This window comes from Paenibacillus sp. UNC499MF, assembly GCF_900107975.1.
Taxonomy (GTDB): Bacteria; Bacillota; Bacilli; order Paenibacillales; family NBRC-103111; genus Paenibacillus_F.
In genome coordinates this window covers 63,127-80,704 of record NZ_FNVF01000011.1, presented here as the reverse complement: position 1 = coordinate 80,704, position 17,578 = coordinate 63,127, and the positions used below count along the sequence as shown (strand labels likewise).

The 17,578-nt window shown below is 56.0% G+C and carries 14 protein-coding genes; 2 read left to right on the top strand and 12 right to left on the bottom strand.

Annotated features, from left to right (window positions below):
* Positions 1–17: 17 nt before the first annotated feature.
* Together C4S74_RS19855 and rbsK are read right to left on the bottom strand one after the other, a co-directional pair.
* Positions 18–935, bottom strand: a complete 918-nt coding sequence (locus C4S74_RS19855) for a GyrI-like domain-containing protein (RefSeq protein ID WP_103997016.1) — start codon at positions 933–935, stop codon at positions 18–20.
* Between the two features lie 453 nt (positions 936–1,388).
* A complete protein-coding gene (gene rbsK / locus C4S74_RS19850) occupies positions 1,389–2,351 on the bottom strand; it encodes a ribokinase (RefSeq protein WP_258042552.1) in 963 nt (320 codons plus the stop codon).
* A 202-nt stretch (positions 2,352–2,553) separates the two neighbouring features.
* On the opposite strand from rbsK, the gene C4S74_RS19845 reads away from it, so the two are divergent.
* The gene (locus C4S74_RS19845) at positions 2,554–3,111 is read left to right on the top strand and encodes a DJ-1/PfpI family protein (RefSeq protein WP_103997015.1); all 558 of its coding nucleotides are present in this window, start codon (positions 2,554–2,556) and stop codon (positions 3,109–3,111) included.
* A gap of 150 nt (positions 3,112–3,261) precedes the next feature.
* On the opposite strand, the gene opuFB is transcribed toward C4S74_RS19845, so the two are convergent.
* The 3 genes from opuFB to C4S74_RS19830 all read right to left on the bottom strand — a co-directional run bounded on the left by opuFB (position 3,262) and on the right by C4S74_RS19830 (position 7,188).
* On the bottom strand, positions 3,262–4,782 hold the full coding sequence (gene opuFB, locus C4S74_RS19840) for an osmoprotectant update ABC transporter permease/substrate-binding subunit OpuFB (RefSeq protein ID WP_103997014.1): 1,521 nt from the start codon (positions 4,780–4,782) through the stop codon (positions 3,262–3,264).
* A complete protein-coding gene (locus C4S74_RS19835) occupies positions 4,779–5,741 on the bottom strand; it encodes an ABC transporter ATP-binding protein (RefSeq protein ID WP_103997013.1) in 963 nt (320 codons plus the stop codon). The genes opuFB and C4S74_RS19835 overlap by 4 nt, the downstream gene beginning before the upstream one ends.
* Positions 5,742–6,234: 493 nt before the next feature.
* The gene (locus C4S74_RS19830; RefSeq protein WP_103997012.1) at positions 6,235–7,188 is read right to left on the bottom strand and encodes a YafY family protein; all 954 of its coding nucleotides are present in this window, start codon (positions 7,186–7,188) and stop codon (positions 6,235–6,237) included.
* A 153-nt stretch (positions 7,189–7,341) separates the two neighbouring features.
* On the opposite strand from C4S74_RS19830, the gene C4S74_RS19825 reads away from it, so the two are divergent.
* A complete protein-coding gene (locus tag C4S74_RS19825) occupies positions 7,342–8,421 on the top strand; it encodes a DNA alkylation repair protein (protein ID WP_103997011.1) in 1,080 nt (359 codons plus the stop codon).
* Between the two features lie 308 nt (positions 8,422–8,729).
* On the opposite strand, the gene C4S74_RS19820 is transcribed toward C4S74_RS19825, so the two are convergent.
* The 7 genes from C4S74_RS19820 to C4S74_RS19790 form a co-directional block, all read right to left on the bottom strand.
* On the bottom strand, positions 8,730–9,329 hold the full coding sequence (locus C4S74_RS19820; RefSeq protein WP_103997010.1) for a response regulator transcription factor: 600 nt from the start codon (positions 9,327–9,329) through the stop codon (positions 8,730–8,732).
* Complete coding sequence (locus C4S74_RS19815; protein ID WP_103997009.1) at positions 9,326–10,462, bottom strand: sensor histidine kinase; 1,137 nt, start codon at positions 10,460–10,462, stop codon at positions 9,326–9,328. Before C4S74_RS19815 ends, C4S74_RS19820 begins: the two co-directional genes overlap by 4 nt.
* 65 nt (positions 10,463–10,527) lie before the next feature.
* Complete coding sequence (locus C4S74_RS19810; RefSeq protein ID WP_103997008.1) at positions 10,528–11,583, bottom strand: fatty acid desaturase; 1,056 nt, start codon at positions 11,581–11,583, stop codon at positions 10,528–10,530.
* A gap of 282 nt (positions 11,584–11,865) precedes the next feature.
* A complete protein-coding gene (locus C4S74_RS19805; RefSeq protein ID WP_103997007.1) occupies positions 11,866–12,423 on the bottom strand; it encodes a DUF1273 domain-containing protein in 558 nt (185 codons plus the stop codon).
* Between the two features lie 231 nt (positions 12,424–12,654).
* Entirely contained in the window at positions 12,655–13,509 is an 855-nt protein-coding gene (locus tag C4S74_RS19800; protein ID WP_103997006.1) for a manganese catalase family protein, read from the bottom strand.
* A gap of 209 nt (positions 13,510–13,718) precedes the next feature.
* Entirely contained in the window at positions 13,719–16,304 is a 2,586-nt protein-coding gene (locus tag C4S74_RS19795) for a metallophosphoesterase (RefSeq protein WP_103997005.1), read from the bottom strand.
* A gap of 3 nt (positions 16,305–16,307) precedes the next feature.
* Entirely contained in the window at positions 16,308–17,573 is a 1,266-nt protein-coding gene (locus C4S74_RS19790) for a bifunctional 2-polyprenyl-6-hydroxyphenol methylase/3-demethylubiquinol 3-O-methyltransferase UbiG (RefSeq protein WP_103997004.1), read from the bottom strand.
* Positions 17,574–17,578: the final 5 nt, after the last annotated feature.

Here is a 17,578-nt window from a genome sequence, read left to right as displayed (position 1 = left end):
TCTCGCAGCGGAATAAGTCAGCCTTGGGGACGGACAGGAATATACAGATCCACCTTTGCCTTGCCTTCCGGGTGCCGGGCCGGATCGTTCATACAAAACTCCAGGCCGTACCTGTCGTCCGCTTCATACCCGCTCCCCGGCAGCCAGTTTCCGTACAGGTTTGCGTAAGCGAGGGCCAGCTTGTCCACGGTATCGTAAAAGGCGTACCGGCCGTAGAGGCCGCCCTCCAGCGTTTTGAAAAAGACGTCCGTATGGCCCTCCCGTTCGAAATTCGGCGGCAGCGTGACACAGGCATCATAACGGCAGGCAAATTCGTCCACGAGTGACGGGTCATCCAGCGAAATCCCGATGAACTGCTGATTTTCCGGAGTGAGGCCGTTCCGGGCGGCCCAGCTCCCCAGCTTCTCCCAGGCCCCGCCCGTTTCCAGATAGCTTCCCGTATGGCGCACGCAAGCCGCTTCCAAATCCGGCAGTTCTTTCAGCGTGACATTCATGTTCCAAATCCTCCTCAGAAAGTGATTTCCGTTACCGGCACTTTCATCATACTCACGGGAGAAGGAGAGTTCTTCCTGCATCTTGCTGTCTCCTAACGAAAAATTGCGGTTTTGAAATTCGTTGCGGAGTTCACTCGGAGACTTCCCGTACCGCCTTTTGAAAACACCGTTAAATGTCGATAACGATTCAAACCCGCACGAATTCGCGATATCCAGTACTGTCCTGTCGGTATCTTCCAGAAGCCGGACGGCGTTCTCCAGCCGTTTGCGGGTCACGTAAGCCGCCGGAGTAACGCCTGTTACAGCGGCAAAAATGCGGGAGAAATGATATTTGGAAAAGTTCGATACGCCCGCCAGCGTGTCCAGATCGAGCTTGCGCGAGCAGTTTTCCTCGATGTAGGCCTTCACTTTGCCGATACGATCGGCATATTCGTGCTTCATGGTACGGTTCTTCCTTTCAGGCGGAATCTTGGCATGCGCGGGCGGCCGGACAGGGCCGCCTCGATGTGGCAGGACGACCGTCAGGCAGGACCATCCCGCCGGGTGGGCCGTCTCGCACGGCGGGATGCCCCGCCAAGATGCACTGTCCGGCACACCGGACGTGACGGCACAGCAAGTTGACGAGGCACAGCAGAGGGGCCTCGTCAGGCCGTCCATGGCGGTCGGAGCCGACAGATCGGGCCGGGAACGCCAAAGTGCCTGGCGGGCGTTTAGCGCCGCTGCTCCAGGAGGAGCCGGCTCGCCGGACATGGCTCGGCGAAGCCGCCGAGGGGCAAGCGGACCGTCAGGGCTCGGCAAAGCGGGCTCGTTAGGCCGTCCGTGTAAGGCCCCGCCTCACAGCACAAAGCCCGCTCCGTCTCAGCCCGGGCTTGACGATACGAGGCCCGTTCCGCGCTAGTCCGTGCCGTCCCGGAACGGCGCCTCGAACGCCTCGACTTCCTCTCTGGCCGGAAGAGAGGTCTGCGCGCCGAACCGCGTCACCGTCAGAGCCCCGACCTTCGAGGCGAACCGGACCGCTTCCTCCAGCGGCGCTCCCTCGCTCCACCGGACAGCCAGTCCCGCGTTGAACGAGTCGCCCGCAGCGGTCGTATCGGCCACCTCCACCCGGTAGGCCGGATGCGCCCCCTGCTCCCCGTGCAGGTCGTAGAGCACGCCCTTCCCGCCGCACGTTACGACGATGCCCGCCCCGTCCGTCATCTCTTTAAGCCGCCTCATGCTGTCAGAGACGGACGTCCCGTCCTGCCCCGAGGCATCGGCAGTACCGCCGGTTAGAATAAGCGCTTCCGTCTCGTTAGGCGTGATGAGATCGATCTGCCGCAGAAGAGAGAGCGGAAGCTCCGTGGCGGGCGCCGGATTGAGAATGACTTTCACGCCGTGAAGGCGCGCGATTTCCACCGCTCTGCGGACGGCTTCCGGCGGAATCTCCAGCTGGACGAGCAGAACGTCCGCACGGCGGATCGCCTCTTCGGCCTGCGACACCCGTTCCGGGGTCAGGGCGGCATTGGCTCCGGGCACAACGACGATGCTGTTGTCTCCGCCGCCCTGCACCTGGATCAGCGCGACGCCCGACGAAGTCTCTTCCGCCGTACTGACGAAGGCGGTGTCGATGCCTTCCCGGCGCAAGCCCTCAAGCATCTTTGCGCCGAACGTGTCATCGCCCACACAGCCGATCATGGACACCTGCGCGCCAAGTCTCGCTGCGGCCACCGCCTGATTGGCGCCTTTTCCGCCGTGGATCATCCGAAATTCCCGGCCCATTACGGTTTCACCGGGAACGGGGGCACGCTCGGCCGTAACGACCAAATCCATATTGATGCTTCCCGCAACCGCTATTTTGGCCTGTTTTTGACTATTCACGTTAAAGCTCCCCTTTCTCGCAAGACCCTATCAGGTACAGTGTAACATGTCTGCCCGGAGATCTGCTTGACGGCATACCCGCGTTTTGTACCGCCGCTCCCTTCCGCAAAAACCGAAGTCCGTCCTCTTTACATATAGTTGCCCCCGATGCAAAATATGGATATAGGTGATCCAAGCCTAAAATCCTTGTAGGAGTGATCGAATGTCCAAAAAGATCCTGATCATTACAGGCGATGCAGTCGAGGCTTTAGAGGTGTATTACCCGTACTACCGCGTGCTGGAGGAAGGCTATGAAGCGGTTCTCGCGTCTCCCAAGCAAAAAGTGCTTAAAACCGTCATCCACGACTTCGAGGGCTGGGACACCTATACGGAGAAGCCCGGATACCTTCTCGAATCACACGTTTCGTTCGCCGACGTAAACCCGGCCGATTTCGACGGTCTGATCATTCCCGGCGGCCGTGCGCCCGAATATATCCGGCTCGATCCCGACATCCCCCGCATCGTGGGGCACTTTTTCGAGGAAGGCAAACCTGTCGGAGCCATCTGTCATGCCGCTCTCGTGCTTGCCGCGCTGAAAACCAACAAGTACTTCGAAGGACGCACTCTAACCGCTTACACAGCCTGCCGGTACGACGTGGAAAGCGTCGGGGCTACCTATACGGAAGAAACACTGCACGTGGACGGAAACCTCGTCTCCGGGCATGCCTGGCCGGATCTGCCGGGTTTTATGCGCGAATTTCTGAAGCTGGTAAGAAGCTGACCGGACTTATTAACAATTCTTATAATTTATGCGATATAACAAAAACCTGCCGAAGCTTCAGCTCCGGCAGGTTTTTTTACGTATGAAAGGCCGTTCATACAGACAGCGGGAAGGCGGGCGAAAAGCGGCTTCGACTCGGCAGTCCTCCGCTTATTTGCGCAGCAGCCCCGCCTGCATCAAATAATCCTTGGCGGTCTGTTCCGCCGACGCTCCCTGAACGTTTACCTTGTAGTTCATTTCGCGCATCTCGTCGTCGGTGATCTTGCCGCCCAGCTTGTTCAGGACTTCCCGCAGCTCCGGATGCTCCTCCAGCGTCTTCGCAAGCAGCACGGGCGCGCCCTGATACGGCGGGAACAAATGCTTGTCGTCCTCCAGCATCGTCAGGTTATACTGCTTCAGTTCACTGTCGGTCGAGTAGGCGTCCACAAGATTAATATCGCCGGACTGTACGGCCTGATAGCGGATTTTCGGCTCCATCTTTTTGACGTCCGCAAACTGGAGGCCGTACAGCTTCTGGATGCCCCTGTACCCGTCTTCCCGGTCGGAAAATTCCAGCGTAAAGCCGGGCTTGATCGTCTGCCGCACCTTTTTCAGATCGGAAATGGTCTTCAGCCCCCGCTCTCCGGCAAACTGCGCGGGCACCGCCAGCGCATAGGTGTTGTTGTACGCCATCGGCGTCAGCATTTCCATGCCGAATTTGCTCCGCATGCCGGTTTTTGCCTGTTCGTACACCTGCGTGCGGTCGGTGCTGACCGGCGTCTCCTTCAAAAACTCGGAGATGGCGGTACCCGTAAACTCCGGATAAATGTCGATTTCGCCGGCCTTCAGCGCGTTGAAAACGAACGACGTTTTCCCTAAGCCCGGCTTAAGCTCGACCTTCAAATCCGTGTCCTGCTCGATGAGCTGCTTGTACATCTGGATCAAAATTTCCGGTTCGGAGCCGAGCTTGCCTGCGATCACGAGGTTTTTGTCCTTGCCGCCCGTGAAATACGGCACAAGCAGCAGAAGCAGCACGACCAGGATGGCCGCCCCGGCTGCCGGTACGAAGCGCCGGAAAGACATCCGCTCGAACGCCCGCAGCAGCAGGTCGAACAAGATCGCAAGCAGCGCCGCCGGCACCGCACCGAGAATGATGAGCGCGGAATCGTTGCGGTCGATGCCGAGCAGGATGAGATCGCCCAGACCGCCCGCTCCGATGAGAGCGGCCAGCGTCGCCGTGCTGATGATGAGCACGGTGGCCGTGCGGATGCCCGCCAGAATGACGGGCAGCGCGAGCGGCAGCTCGACCTTGAACAGACGCCTGCGGCTGTTCATGCCCATCGCTCTGGACGCTTCGATCAGCGAGGCGTCGACCTCTTTGATCCCCGTGTACGTGTTGCGCAGGATGGGAAGCAGCGCGTAGATGACGAGAGCGATTACCGCCGGCAGCCGACCGATTCCGAACAGCGGAATGAGCATGCCGAGCAGCGCCAGCGACGGAATCGTCTGCAGGACGGCCGCGATGCCGATAATGCCTTCCGCTCCGCGGGTCTTCCGGGTCAAATAAATGCCGAGTGGAACCGATATGAGGACGGCGAAGAACAAGGCGATGACGGACAGCAGAATATGGTCCGCCACGGCGCCGAGAAGCTGGGACTGCCTCTCGCGGAAAACTTCGGCCAGCGTATTCATGTCCGCGCCCCCTCCTTCAGCCGCCCGGCCATGAACTTCAGCAGCGCCTGCCGCGAGACGGAGCCCACGATCACGCCCGCCTTCTCAACGGCGAGAACCTCTTCATCGGCAAGCAGCTGCAGGGCCGCTTCCAGCGGCACTTCCGCCTTGGCGATAGCCGCGGGACGGGGAGGGAAATCGGACGGGCCGATTTCCAGCAGCACATCTTCCAGCGTCAGCCGGCCGCCGAAGAGCGGCTTCTGCCCGCCGACGAACTGTTCCACGAACTCGCTGGCGGGATTTTGTAAAAACCCCTGCGGGGTGTCCAGCTGGACGATTTCGCCTTCGTTCATGAGGCAGATCCGGTCCCCCAGCTTCATCGCTTCCTGCATATCGTGCGTCACGAACACGATAGTCTTCTTGATCCGCTGCTGAAGCTCCAGAAGCTCGTTCTGCAGCTTCTCCCGGCTGAGCGGATCGAGCGCGCTGAACGGTTCGTCCATCAGCACGATCTGCGGGTCCGCAGCCAGAGCGCGGACAACGCCTACCCGCTGCTGCTGTCCGCCGGACAGCTCCTTCGGCTTGCGGGAGCGGTAGGTCTTCGGCTCGAGTCCCACCATATCGAGCAGCTCGTCCACGCGCGCGCTTATTTTCGCGCGGTCCCATTTGCGCATTTCCGGCACGACGGCAATGTTCTCTTCAATCGTCATATGCGGAAACAGAGCGATCTGCTGGAGCACATAGCCGATATTCCAGCGCAGCTCGTGGATGTCGTACTCACTCACTTTGCGCCCGTTGATCCACAGCGTTCCCCCGGACAGCGGGATAAGCCGGTTGATCATTTTCAGCGTCGTCGTTTTTCCGCACCCGCTGGGCCCGATAAAGACGAAAAATTCCCCTTCGTTGATTTCCAGATTCAGATCGTTTACGGCTACCGTATCGTCCGCGTAACGTTTAGAGACGTTCTCGAAACGGATCATATTTTTCTCCTCTGCGGCACTCACTTTTATTGGCCCCTGTGTACCTGTCTCTATCTATAATAGCCTTACGGGCAAAAAATGAATCTGCAAAAAACCTTGACCGGCCCAGAGAACCGTCAAGGTTTTGAAATGAGATTATTCGGCGAACGAATAGGACTTTATGTTTTGAGCCAGCGTCGACACCGCCTACAAGCTGCTCGGAGGAGCGGCTGCCAACATTGCGGCGCTTGTTTTTATGACGGCGATCTCCTACTTCAAGCCGCTGGGCAAAATCTGTAAAACAGCGCGCAAAAGCTAGCCGCCAGCGCCGTACAGCCGGTCCCCCGCCGGGCACCTATCGTGCGGAAGGATTCCGCAGCGGCGGGAGCGGGAATTTCTGCGGGCACAGCACCTTCCGCAGCCGGCGCAAGCGGGAATGCGCCGATCGATACAGGCGCAGCGGAGAACGGGCTTCCGCGTTCCGCAGCCGGCGGCCTGCAATACGCGCGCCCCATCAGGCGGGGCCGGGGTACTGCTCGCCGAGTTCCGCGATGAGCTCCCGGATGGCGGCTACCAGAGCCGCCGGCTGCTCCACACGCGCTTCCCTGCCGAAGCTCACAAAAAAGCGGGCGGCCCACGGGATAAAGTCCGGCCGGATCATCCGGCTGATCGTCCCCGTCCCGTCCCCGTAAACGGTCAGCCCTTCGGCCATCCAGGTTTCCGTGCTGCACCTTCGGACACCTTCCTTGTCCAGCTTCACGTGCAAAGGCGAAGCCCCCTCTTCATCGGATACCTGCAAATAATCCTGGACGGTGAACTTGTCATAGTTCCGCTTGCCGCTCTGGTCCTCCACCGGCTCGATGGAGGTAATCCGGTCTACGCGGAACACACGGACCGCGGAGCGTTCGAAGCAGTAGGCCGGGCAGTACCACAAACCGTTCGTCGCATAAATACCGATGGGCTGGACCCTTCTCGAGACGACATCCGTATTGGCGTCATACCCGATCCGGATGATACGCTGATCCAGAGCCTGCTCCAGCAGCCCGGCCAGATGGGGAGCTTCCACATGGCGCTGCGGAGTCCAGAACGTGAAACGCGTCCGGAGCCCGTTAATCCGCTGCCGGGTTTCCTCCGGGAGATAATGATAAAACTTTTTAAGTGCGGAGATCGACTCCGGCTGAAAAGGCAGGTCGGGATAGTCGCGCAGCGACTGGTAAGCGAAAAACATCGCGACCGCTTCATTTTCCGAAAATAAAATGGGCGGCAGCGTTTTCTCTTTCAGCATCTGATATCCTCCGGCCGCTCCCGGCTCGGAGTATAAGGGAAGGCCGGCTTCAGCCAGTTCCTGCAAGTCCCGGAGGATGGTTCTCTTGGAAACGCCGAACTCCTGTGCCAGTTCGCCTGCCGTAAACCTCCGTTTCGTATTGAGCGTAATCATCAGTTCAATCTGTCTTCGGGATTTGGACAATGATATGGACTCCTTGCTTTCGATTTGATTTCAGGCACTGCTTCCGCAATTGCTTCAAGAATTGCTTCCAGTATACCTCACAAATGTTGACAATCCTTGTCACCATTCCATGATAAGTTGATTACAACCGCTGAATCAGGAAAGGGGCAAGTCATGGAACTGCTTAAAGATTTATATAGTCCAATTTTTTTCGAGCGTTTTATTCATTTCGTTAAAGAGAAGTATCCCGCATTTGACGGGGAGCGCTTCCGTTCCTCCATTTATGACGATAACTGGGATCAGGAGGCGTTCAAACAGCGGATGCGGCATATTACCCGTTCGCTTACGGAGACGCTGCCTCCCTCTTATCCCGAAGCATTGGAAGTTTTGGCCGCAGTCGCACCGCAGTGCCGGGGAGTAGAGTATTTGTTCTTTCCCGACTTCATAGAGCTTAACGGACTCGGTTCGTACGAGTTGTCTATGGAGTTTTTGCAAATATTCACTCCGTACTCCAGCTCCGAATTTGCCGTCCGTCCTTTTCTTCTGCAGGAACCCGGACGTACCCTGGAGCATATGAAGCAGTGGGCGCGCCATGAGAACGAGCATATCCGGCGTCTGGCCAGCGAAGGCTGCAGACCACGTCTTCCGTGGGCTTCCAATTTGCCGGCTCTGCGGAAAGATCCCCGCCCGATTCTTCCGATCCTTGAAACACTGAAGGAAGACCCGTCGGAATATGTGAGAAAGAGCGTGGCGAACAACCTCAACGACATATCCAAGGACCATCCCGAGCTCGTGCTGGTGCTTGCCAAGGGCTGGTATGGAAAAACCACGGCAACCAACTGGATCGTGAAACACGGCTGCCGCTCGCTGCTGAAGAAAGGCGATTCCCGTGCGCTCTCCCTCTTCGGTTACGAAGAGAATCGGAGCGTCTCGGTTCATGGTCTGGACGTGAAAATCGGAAGCATAGCGGCGGGAGAAAATCTTGAGTTTTCTTTCCGGCTTATGAACGAATCGGAAGACATACAGGCCCTGCGGATAGATTATGAAATCGGGTACCGGAAAAAAAACGGGACGCTTGCCCCGAAACGCTTCAAGCTGACCGAGAAACCGTTCGGACCGGGAACTCACCCCCTTGTCAAACGGCATTCGTTCAAGCTTCTTACCACCCGAACCTATTATGCCGGAGAACATGAGGTCCGCATTCTCGTGAACGGGACCCCTATGGCCGCGGTGTCGTTCGAATTTACGGGGTAACGCAATGCCGCTGCTTCCCGCCTGATGCGCCTGCAGTTCCCCGCTCCCTTTTCCGGCCGGTCTACGCTGCCGTTTGACGGTAGTTATTCCGATTAGCAAAAGGCTCGGGCCCTCTCCTCCCGAGGCGGCTTGAGCCTTTATTTCCGCTTGGCCCCCGGAAAGCAAAAAAACCTTTCCGCGGCATCTGCGCCATTTTCACAAGGCACACGTTTACGGAAAGGTTGGTTTTGTATGGTTAGTGGATGAGCGTGTCCCGGCACGAATGGTGCTACTCCAGAATCGGAACGGTTGCGGCTCTGCGTTCCGGTTCATTTGAACCAACCCTTCTCCTTGAAGCGGGTGATGGCTTCGATCCGGTTGCTCACGTCCAGTTTGTCGAGGATCACCGAGATGTAATTGCGGACCGTCCCGGTCGTAATGTACATCTGGCTGGCGATCTCTTTCGTATTCTTGCCGTCGGCGATGAGAAGCAGCACTTCCTTCTCCCGCTCCGTCAGCGGATTCTCCTCGCTGTAGGCTTCGTCCACCAGCTCCGAGGCGTAGAGCCGCCGGCCCGCCATCACACTGCGGATGGAATCCGCCAGCTCCTCGCTGGGGCTATCCTTGAGCAGATAGCCGTTCACCCCGGCCTTCATGGCGCGCTCGAAATAACCGGAGCGGGCGAACGTCGTCAGGATGATGACCTTGCAGCCGGAGCCTTTCAGCTCCTCGGCCGCGTCCAGCCCGCTTTTGGCCGGCATCTCGATGTCCATGATGCAGACGTCCGGCTTGTGCTCCTGCACAAGCTTCAGGGCGTCTTCCCCGTTGCCCGCAACGCCGACAACGGTCATATCTTCTTCCAGGTTCAGCAGGGAAGCAAGCGCGCCCAGCAGCATCCGCTGATCCTCGGCGATCACAATGCGAATCATTCTCCCGCCTCCTTTGCCGGTTGTTTCAAAACGATCGGAATTTTAATGACGACCGTGGTCCCTCCCTCGGAGACGATGTCCAGCGTGCCGTTAATAAATTCCAGGCGCTCCTTCATGCCGCGCAGCCCGTTTCCGCGGAAATAATCGAACTGCTCCGCGCGGCCGTTTCCGTTGTCCTTGACCTTGACGACGAGATCCGTCCGGGACGGCTCGATCACGATCGTGCAGGCTGTCGCACCGCTGTGCTTGACCACGTTGGTGACCGCTTCTTTAAGGCACATGCTGACGACATTCTCCGTCATCAGCGAAGTATCGATCTGCTTCGGGTCGCCTTCCAGCTTGAAAGCTATCTGCGCCGCTTTCAAAATCTGCTTGACCCGGAACATTTCTTCGGCGACCCGCGTGCTGCGCATGTTGGTCACCATTTCGCGCACTTCCTTCAGCGCGCTCCGCGCGGTCTGCCGCACATCGTTAATCTCGGCCCGCGCCTGGTTCGGATTCTTGGCGATAAGCTTGCCCGCAAGATCACTCTTGAGTCCGATCAGGGAAAGCTTTTGCCCCAGCGTGTCGTGCAGATCCCGGGCGATCCGCTGGCGCTCCTCCAGCTTGACCAGCTCGTCAATCCGTTTGTTCGCGTCCTCCAGCTGCCCTTGCAGCTTATCCCGCTTGTTCTTCGTATACGTGTTGACCGGAAGCAGAATGACCCCGATCAGGGAAATCAGCACGAACGGAAGCTGCGTAATGAATATCGGATTTTGCGTGACGAAACCGAAATTGATCGTAGCGATCGTGCTTACCAGATGAATGGTATAGAAGGTAAAGAAGCCGATCTTGTTCTGGATATTCCCGATAAAAAAAGCGAGAAACAGCGAAAAATACACGTATCCGAACAGCAGCGTCATCGCAATCGAAACGACGATCTGCACGCTCGTCCAGAAATACACAAGCCACCCCTTCGATACGACGGACAGCACGTAGCAGCTGAAAAACACAATGATCATGCCGATGCCGAAGACGTTCTTGAGGGTGGAGCCCGAACTGAATATGAAATAAAAAGGAAGGATGTAAAAGACTACCCACACGTAAGGACTGAGACCGGTGTTTTTCTGAAAAATTCGAATCCAATTCTGCATGGTCTCTTCACCTTTTCTGTGGCGCCGTTTTACATCCATTTTAGCATAAACCGTTAAGTTTGGGACTATTCGCCCTGGAAACCCGGTTTCGGATTTTTCAGGACATCGCTTGCTGCTCCCGGCCTGCGGAGCACATGTTTGACATCTTTAAAGCTTACAAACGTCTTCCCTTTCTCGTCCCACAGACGGAAGCGGAGAGACTGAAGGCTCGTACGGAGCGTAATGGTCGTCGCTTTTTGCAAAGGAAGCGTTGAGTTATGCGCCTTTTCCAGGTTGTAATTCGGCACTCTAGGGCTCAGATGATGAACATGATGGTAGCCGATGTTGCCTGTGATCCACTGCAAAACTTTCGGAAGCTGGTAGTAAGAGCTGCCGTCAACGGCCGCTTTCACGTAGCTCCACTCGTCTTCTTTCTCGAAGTAGGAATCCTCGAACTGATGCTGTACGTAGAAGAGCCAGATGCCAAGCAGTCCCGATACGAAGAATACCGGCGCCTGCACGAGCACGAACGCCTGCCAGCCGATCAGCCAGCACATCAGCGCGTACAGCAGCACGATGGATACGTTGATCACATACGTGTTGATGCGTTCCTTGCGCTTCGCTTTCTTGCGGTTGAAACGGTACTGGATCAGAAAGACGGCTATCGGCCCGAGGCCGAACATAACCAGCGGATTGCGGTAGATGCGGTAAGCGGCTTTACGGAACCATGGAGATGCGGCATATTCTTCTACGGTCAGCACCCACATGTCTCCGGTGCCGCGCTTGTCGAGATTGCTGCTGGTGGCATGATGCACGGAGTGGCTGTATTTCCACTGCTCGTAAGGACACAGCGTCAGAATGCCGGTAATCGTGCCGAGAATATCGTTGGCCCGGCGGCTTTTAAAGAAAGACTGGTGACAGCAGTCGTGAAATATGATGAACGTCCGAATGACAAATCCGGCTGTGAGTAAAGCGAGAGGGAGCGTGAGCCAGTACGAGACGGCAAGGCTTGCATAAGCCGCGTACCACAGCAGGAGGAGAGGCACAATCGTGTTGAAAACCTGCCGGATGCTTGATCTTGTATCGGTCTTTTCGTAGGGGGCGACATCTTTTTTCAAATTCATAACTTTCGTTTGAGACATTAGTATGTGTCCTCCTCGTTCCGATGCGGGGCTAAATCCCTGGCATCAGCGCGCTATTCTACCTTCATTATAAAGAGAACCGCTTTCGCGCAGTAGTCATAAACGTCATGAGGGCACATGACAAATGTCATATAGGCCGGAGGGAAAAAGGTCGGCGAACCTGCCTGACAGCCGGTCTCAGGGAAAAGGCGCCGAATCGGCGAGAGACGGAAGGTATTGCCGGAGAGGCCGGAGAGACAGCGGAAGGACGGCCGGAAACAGGCGGAAACGGCGGGGTCCGGTTCAGTAAAAATCGGCCCGGTTCTCTTCATCCGCTATGTCCTGAACCTCTTCGGGCGTAATGATCATGACGGCATATCCGTCTTCGTTCTGCTTCTTGAGGGCCCGCTCTTTCATAAAACGGGGACTCCCCTCGCCCGCTTCTTCATCATAAAAAAGAAGAAGGCCGTCCGTTTTGCGCAGGAGAAGGTCGTCCCGGGCCTGAAGCTGCCACACGCCGGCATACGGCTGTTTGCTGACAGCCCCGTAGAAATCCACGTCCTTCAGGATGCCGCGGTAAAACTCCTGCTTGTCTTCCTTCCACTTCTCTTCCGGGTTGGCGTAGGCGGTCAGAATCGACAGTTTCAACTGCGGATACTGCTTCTTGAGTTCGATCACAACCTCGCATGCCCAGAGATCGACCCCGTACTGCCCCGGCGTGATCACCCACTCCAGCCCGTCTTCGATGAGCGGGATCAGCCGGCCCGCTATCGCTTTTTTGATATACTCAATGCCTTCGTGCTTTTCGTTAAAAATGTTCAGCTCATGCGCCCGGTAGCCGGTCACGAGAAGGTTTTTCAACTGCGGACACTCCTTCGGTGCGGGTGATGACATACATCTTCCAATATACACGAAATGGCCGTTTTCCGCCTGCTTGCCGGATTGTCACCCCATGAAAGAACGGAACTGGCGGTGTGCTCAGGTCGTTAGGCGAGGGCCTTGGTTTGCCGGAAGGCCTAAGCTCCGCATGTCCCCCGCCGACGCATAAAAAAAGCCCGGGACCGGGTGGAAACCGGTTCGGGGCTGACGGACTTACGCGTTAAGATCGTAAAGACCCGGGCTGTGTTCGTTAGGAAGCTCCGGCAGATAGGGCAGCGGGAACCCTTCCGGCGGCGGCACAACTTCCAGAGTGCCTCCGTTTCGACTCGGCGACTGGCCGCTGTAAATCTCGCCGATCCGGGTATTATCCAGCCGGAAGTTAAACTGGGCGTTATGGAAGCCCATATCGACATATTTGCGGCATTCCGGATATTTGTTAAGGTCGTAATTCGGAACCGGGAACAGCTTGCCCCAGTTTACGCCGAGCGACTCCAGCGCTTTGGCGAAAGCGTTCTGATGGGCGTTGTCGCGGACGATCAGGAACGCCAGCGTTTCACGGAACGTTTTGTTCGAGCTCATCTCGTAAATGCGTGATTTCTGGAGAACGCCGGTCGATTCCAGCACCAGGTTATCCAGCAGGTCGCTGATCAGATTCCCGTGATCGTAGACGTAATTGCCCATCCACGGGTTTCCTGCCGCATCGACGGGAAGCGAGCTTTGAGCCCCGATAATAAAATGGTGCGGATTGGCATGCTTGACCGCTTCGTTCAGCGGAGCCCCGTCCACACCGGAATCACCGGGCATTTCTTCTCCCGATCCCGTGAGCAGCTGATTAATTGTATGCTGGACGAGCTCCACGTGGCTGAGTTCCTCCAGGAAAACGCCGCGGATCAAATCGCGGAACTGCGTTGCTTTGCCGCGGAAGTTGTTGCTCTGGAAAAAGAATTGCATCATCGTGCGCATTTCACCGAAACGACCGCCTAGAATTTCCTGGATCACTTTGGCTGCCGCCGGGTCGGGCTTGTCGGGAACGATCATGTTGATTAAATCTTCTTTATAGAAGTACATCGTCTGCCTCCTGGTCCGAATATGTAGGTACGGTTTAGTTTGGTTCGGAGGAAGAGGGTTTATTCTATCCTCGTTTTCCGATGATGAGATCTCTTGCAGAAATGTAGAGTCCCTTCCCCCACACACACCAAAACCGTCCTAACGCAAGCGTCAGGACGGTTTAAGTGCTCTATGTGCGGTATTGGCGCTCTGCGCGCCGTGCAGGTACCCTACAATCTCGGGTCGATCTCTTTCTCCTTCGCCACCTCAAACAGCACATTGGCCGCCGCTTCCTTGTATCCCTCATGGTCAGGCTCAATATCGCCGTATTTCACGGCAAGCATCTTCTGACCCAACAGGTATTCGTTCAGCGAGGTCCGCAGCTTAAGCCTGATGTTTTTCTGCTTCATGAGTTTGGCGTATTTGTGCGGAAAGCGGTAATCGTATCCGTAAACAAGGGTCAAGTAATCCCGGCTGCGGACTTTCATGTAAGGCACGGTCTCACTGCCGGGCAGCTCCGGCTTGATAACGACTCCTTCCATATGAAGACCGGTCGTCAGGCTCTCGAAGTACGCTTCCGCTTTCGCATAGCTGTCCGGGTCACTCAAATTCAGCAGGAGATATTTATCCCCGGACAAAAAGGCGTACATCTCGGACGTAGTCATCCGTGGAATTTGCTCTTCGCCGTTTTCGTGGATCATCTTGAGGATCGCAAACGGCTTGTATTCCGGCTCGCCGGGTTCTCCGTAAAGCTCCAGCTGTCTTTTATACGTGCGGTATGCGGCCTCGTGCTCCTCCAGCGGGACCCGCTTCTCCAGCAGACCGCGCATGTGCTTGTAGTTCTGATAGACGCTCGTACCGTATTTTTCGCTTAAAAGGGCTTTCGGCATCGTGAACTGATCTTTTTCGAAGCCGCTTGCCGCGTAGGTTTCCGCAAGTTTGCCGAACGCCTCCTCGAAGCCGTTCGCCCTCAGAAAATCCAGCTCCGCTTCCAGCGACTTCTCGATCGGTCTGAACTGGCGCTCGATAAGCCCCTCGCCCAGCGCATGCCAAGGAAGCAGTTCGCCGTCGAGCAGGAGCATGGCGATCTCGTTTTCTTCCATATAGGAATCGAATTTATCCAGCAAGCTTCTGAAAATACCGCTTAAATCGGCTCCCTTGATCTTGTAGCCGTTCCGGCTGACGCCATAGCAATGACCGGGATCGCGGTGCAAGTAGATCTGGCATCGGGAGCCCATATATTTGGGCTGAAGCACGACTCTATCCACTCCATGATCCGCAAAGTAGCGCAGACCCTCCCTCAGTGATTCCAGCTCGCCGGCGGCTTCGTCTTTGTCCGCGGGAGACATCGTTCCGGAAATGGTGTTGATCCGGTTCCTGGAGCAGTAATGCAGCCTCCTCAGTTCCTCGGCGTCCAAGTCTCCGAGAGTCACTTTGCGCTCTTCCCGGAACAGAACCGGCAGCTCCTCCGGCAGAACCGCCTCTCCGGCGGCGCGCGATTTGAAAAACGGCTTGAACGAGAGGCTTACCGCGGTCAGCTTATTTCCGCTTACGCACCCGGTGTCCACGTGGACCTTGTTTCCGATCCGGAACGCGTTCTTCGCCGCAACGTGCCCGAACACGTGAAACGGGTGATTTTTCACGGCTTCTTCTTTCAGGAAAGCGAGCTGCTCCTCGTAAGGCTCTCCCCGGTCCAGCCTGAAATTGCGCTGGTGACGCGCCGAATTTCCATCCAGCTTCCCGATATATTTATTGCGGCAAGGCGAATGGGTCACATAGAACGAAGGCCCCCGGGTACCTACCTTCCGGTAAAACGGCTTCGACATTTCGACGAGCTCGTTGAATTTCCGCAGCAGTTCGGCATCCTTCCCCAATGTCTCCACGGACGTGAAATATGATTGAAAAAGCTCTTCCTCAACTCCGCCGATCTCGCCTTTCAAATATTTGAACACGAAGTTTTCATGATTGCCGAGGACAAACAAGAAGTGTTCGCGGTTTTCGTAAAGGAACTCCACGATGGCTCTCGTTTGGCGGCCTTTATCGATCCAGTCTCCCGTCAGCACGATTTTGGTATGGCGCAGCTTAACCGGCAGTTCCAGTGAATTGCCGCTGAGCTTGAAGCCGTAATCGAGCAGGAGTCCTTTCAGATCGTCCACGCATTCGTGCACATCTCCGACAATGATGTAGTCGTCTTCCTGCGGAAGTACGGCGGCTAAATATTCCTCAAGGTCCGCAATTTCAACCGTATAGGCTTCATTAGCCTTCCCTTCCTCCGGGAAGTAGAAGTCTTTGGCGCGCACCTTGTGAATTTTCGTATACCCTTCGCGGGAGAGCGAGCCCATCACGTCTTGTTTCAACCGGTTGATATGCGATGTAATCAGCTTTTTGGAGCGTTCCGACGCGTAATAATCGTGCCGTTTCCGGTAATCGAAGAGGATAACTTCCAGGTTGTAGTTGTTCTCCTTCGCCACCGCGCGGACTTTCTCGCGGAAATCCTCGGCCAGTCCCGTCGTATCGACCACCACAAATTCGGCATTAACGGGAAAAGAGGTCGCCATCCTCAGCCGTTCGAACAAAAGCTGAAAAGCCTGGCCGCTGGATTCCAGCATAATCTGATCGTATTTATCGTAATCGAATCCGAGGATTTCCTGCCGGATACGGTCCGAGGACAAATACTGGACGTTCGCTTTCACCGCTTTATCGGAAGCTTCGAATTGAAGCCCGGGAATGAGCACTTCCTTGGCAAAAGTCGTCTTGCCGCATTCGGTCGAACCGACCAGCATAAAAATGGTATGAACACGGGTTTGAATATGCACGGGTTACGCCTCCTTTTTCGTTAAAATAACACCCTGTGTCGTGCGGATGGAGTTGACTCCGTCCCCGATCGCCGCCGGTTCGGCCTGACAGCCTGCCGTCTCGATAAAACCGCCGATCCACTGCCCGAATTCTTCCTCGCCCATCTCCCATTTATGATCGGGATGCCTGTAGCCGTCCAGCTCATAGAAGGGATTAAAATCGGCGTTAGGCGTCGTAATGATAAACCGGTCGAAATCCACTTCCGCACAAACCTGCAAGATCAGCTCCCGTGCTTCCTCGGGACTCATGTGCTCAATGACCTCCGTCATAATCACATCGACTTTTTCACCGTTGTACTGGTCGAGGAATTGCCGGATCGAAGGCAGGGTAACGAGATTATCCAGCTCCTTGGCCCGGGCCTTGCGGCGGACCGTCTCCAGCGTTTCTTCATGAATATCCACCGCGTAGTAAGTGTCTTCCAGTTTGGCCGCGAAAGGGATGGCATAGAAACCTTCCCCGCACCCGATATCGAGAATCGCTTTATCAAAAGGAAGCCGCCCGCGGATAAAGGACCGCCTCTGGTGACCGGTCCCTCCGAAATCGAAATCGATGGCGTAACGGTCCGTTTTTTCCAGTTCTCCCTTATACTTCTTAAAACGCTCACGCGAATTCAGGAAATTCCGCACGAACAGGCTCCGGATATAAAAAGGCGCGTCGATCACTTGCACGCTGCGGATATACTTCTCAAGCAGAAGATCGGAAATATCGATATATTCGTTGCCGAATGTGGACAGAAACAGGCAGAGCACGCTGACGGCATGCAGCAGGTGGTATAAACTGAGACCGGTCGTCACCGTCAAGGAGTAGGTTTTGTGTGCCTGATGGACGATTTCGAATGAAAAATCCGGCAAATGCTTTTCAAAAAAATGAATGTAGCGGACCAGCTCGATATGAATCATCGGAATGCGGACGGTATGTACATATCCTTCGGAATCACGTTCGTCCCTGGTTTTAAGCGGTGCCGTGAAAAATTCGTTCCACGCGTTCAGCGGAAACAGCGGCGTATTGTAGCGGGAAACGTTGAGATATTCAAACTCTTCTTTGTCATGCTGTTTGTACGAAATTTCGTTGTCGGCGTCCTTGAAATACACGTTAAAGGCGGATTCGCCGGTGTACCAGCCGTAAGCCGTGCCTTTGCGGACCGATCTGATCAGCATCCCCGATTCGGGGTTTTTGCGGATGAGATATGAAAACTGCGGATTTGTCGAGCTCAACTGTACGATAGCCATAACCA

Coding starts and splice junctions, on each gene's coding strand:
- C4S74_RS19835 (WP_103997013.1), bottom strand. CDS start 5,741: ATGATCCGTTTCGAGAACGTCTCTAAACGTTACGCGGACGATACGGTA.
- C4S74_RS19810 (WP_103997008.1), bottom strand. CDS start 11,583: ATGTCTCAAACGAAAGTTATGAATTTGAAAAAAGATGTCGCCCCCTAC.
- C4S74_RS19845 (WP_103997015.1), top strand. CDS start 2,554: ATGTCCAAAAAGATCCTGATCATTACAGGCGATGCAGTCGAGGCTTTA.
- C4S74_RS19790 (WP_103997004.1), bottom strand. CDS start 17,573: ATGGCTATCGTACAGTTGAGCTCGACAAATCCGCAGTTTTCATATCTC.
- C4S74_RS19800 (WP_103997006.1), bottom strand. CDS start 13,509: ATGTACTTCTATAAAGAAGATTTAATCAACATGATCGTTCCCGACAAG.
- C4S74_RS19820 (WP_103997010.1), bottom strand. CDS start 9,329: ATGATTCGCATTGTGATCGCCGAGGATCAGCGGATGCTGCTGGGCGCG.
- C4S74_RS19855 (WP_103997016.1), bottom strand. CDS start 935: ATGAAGCACGAATATGCCGATCGTATCGGCAAAGTGAAGGCCTACATC.
- C4S74_RS19825 (WP_103997011.1), top strand. CDS start 7,342: ATGGAACTGCTTAAAGATTTATATAGTCCAATTTTTTTCGAGCGTTTT.
- C4S74_RS19815 (WP_103997009.1), bottom strand. CDS start 10,462: ATGCAGAATTGGATTCGAATTTTTCAGAAAAACACCGGTCTCAGTCCT.
- opuFB (WP_103997014.1), bottom strand. CDS start 4,782: ATGAATACGCTGGCCGAAGTTTTCCGCGAGAGGCAGTCCCAGCTTCTC.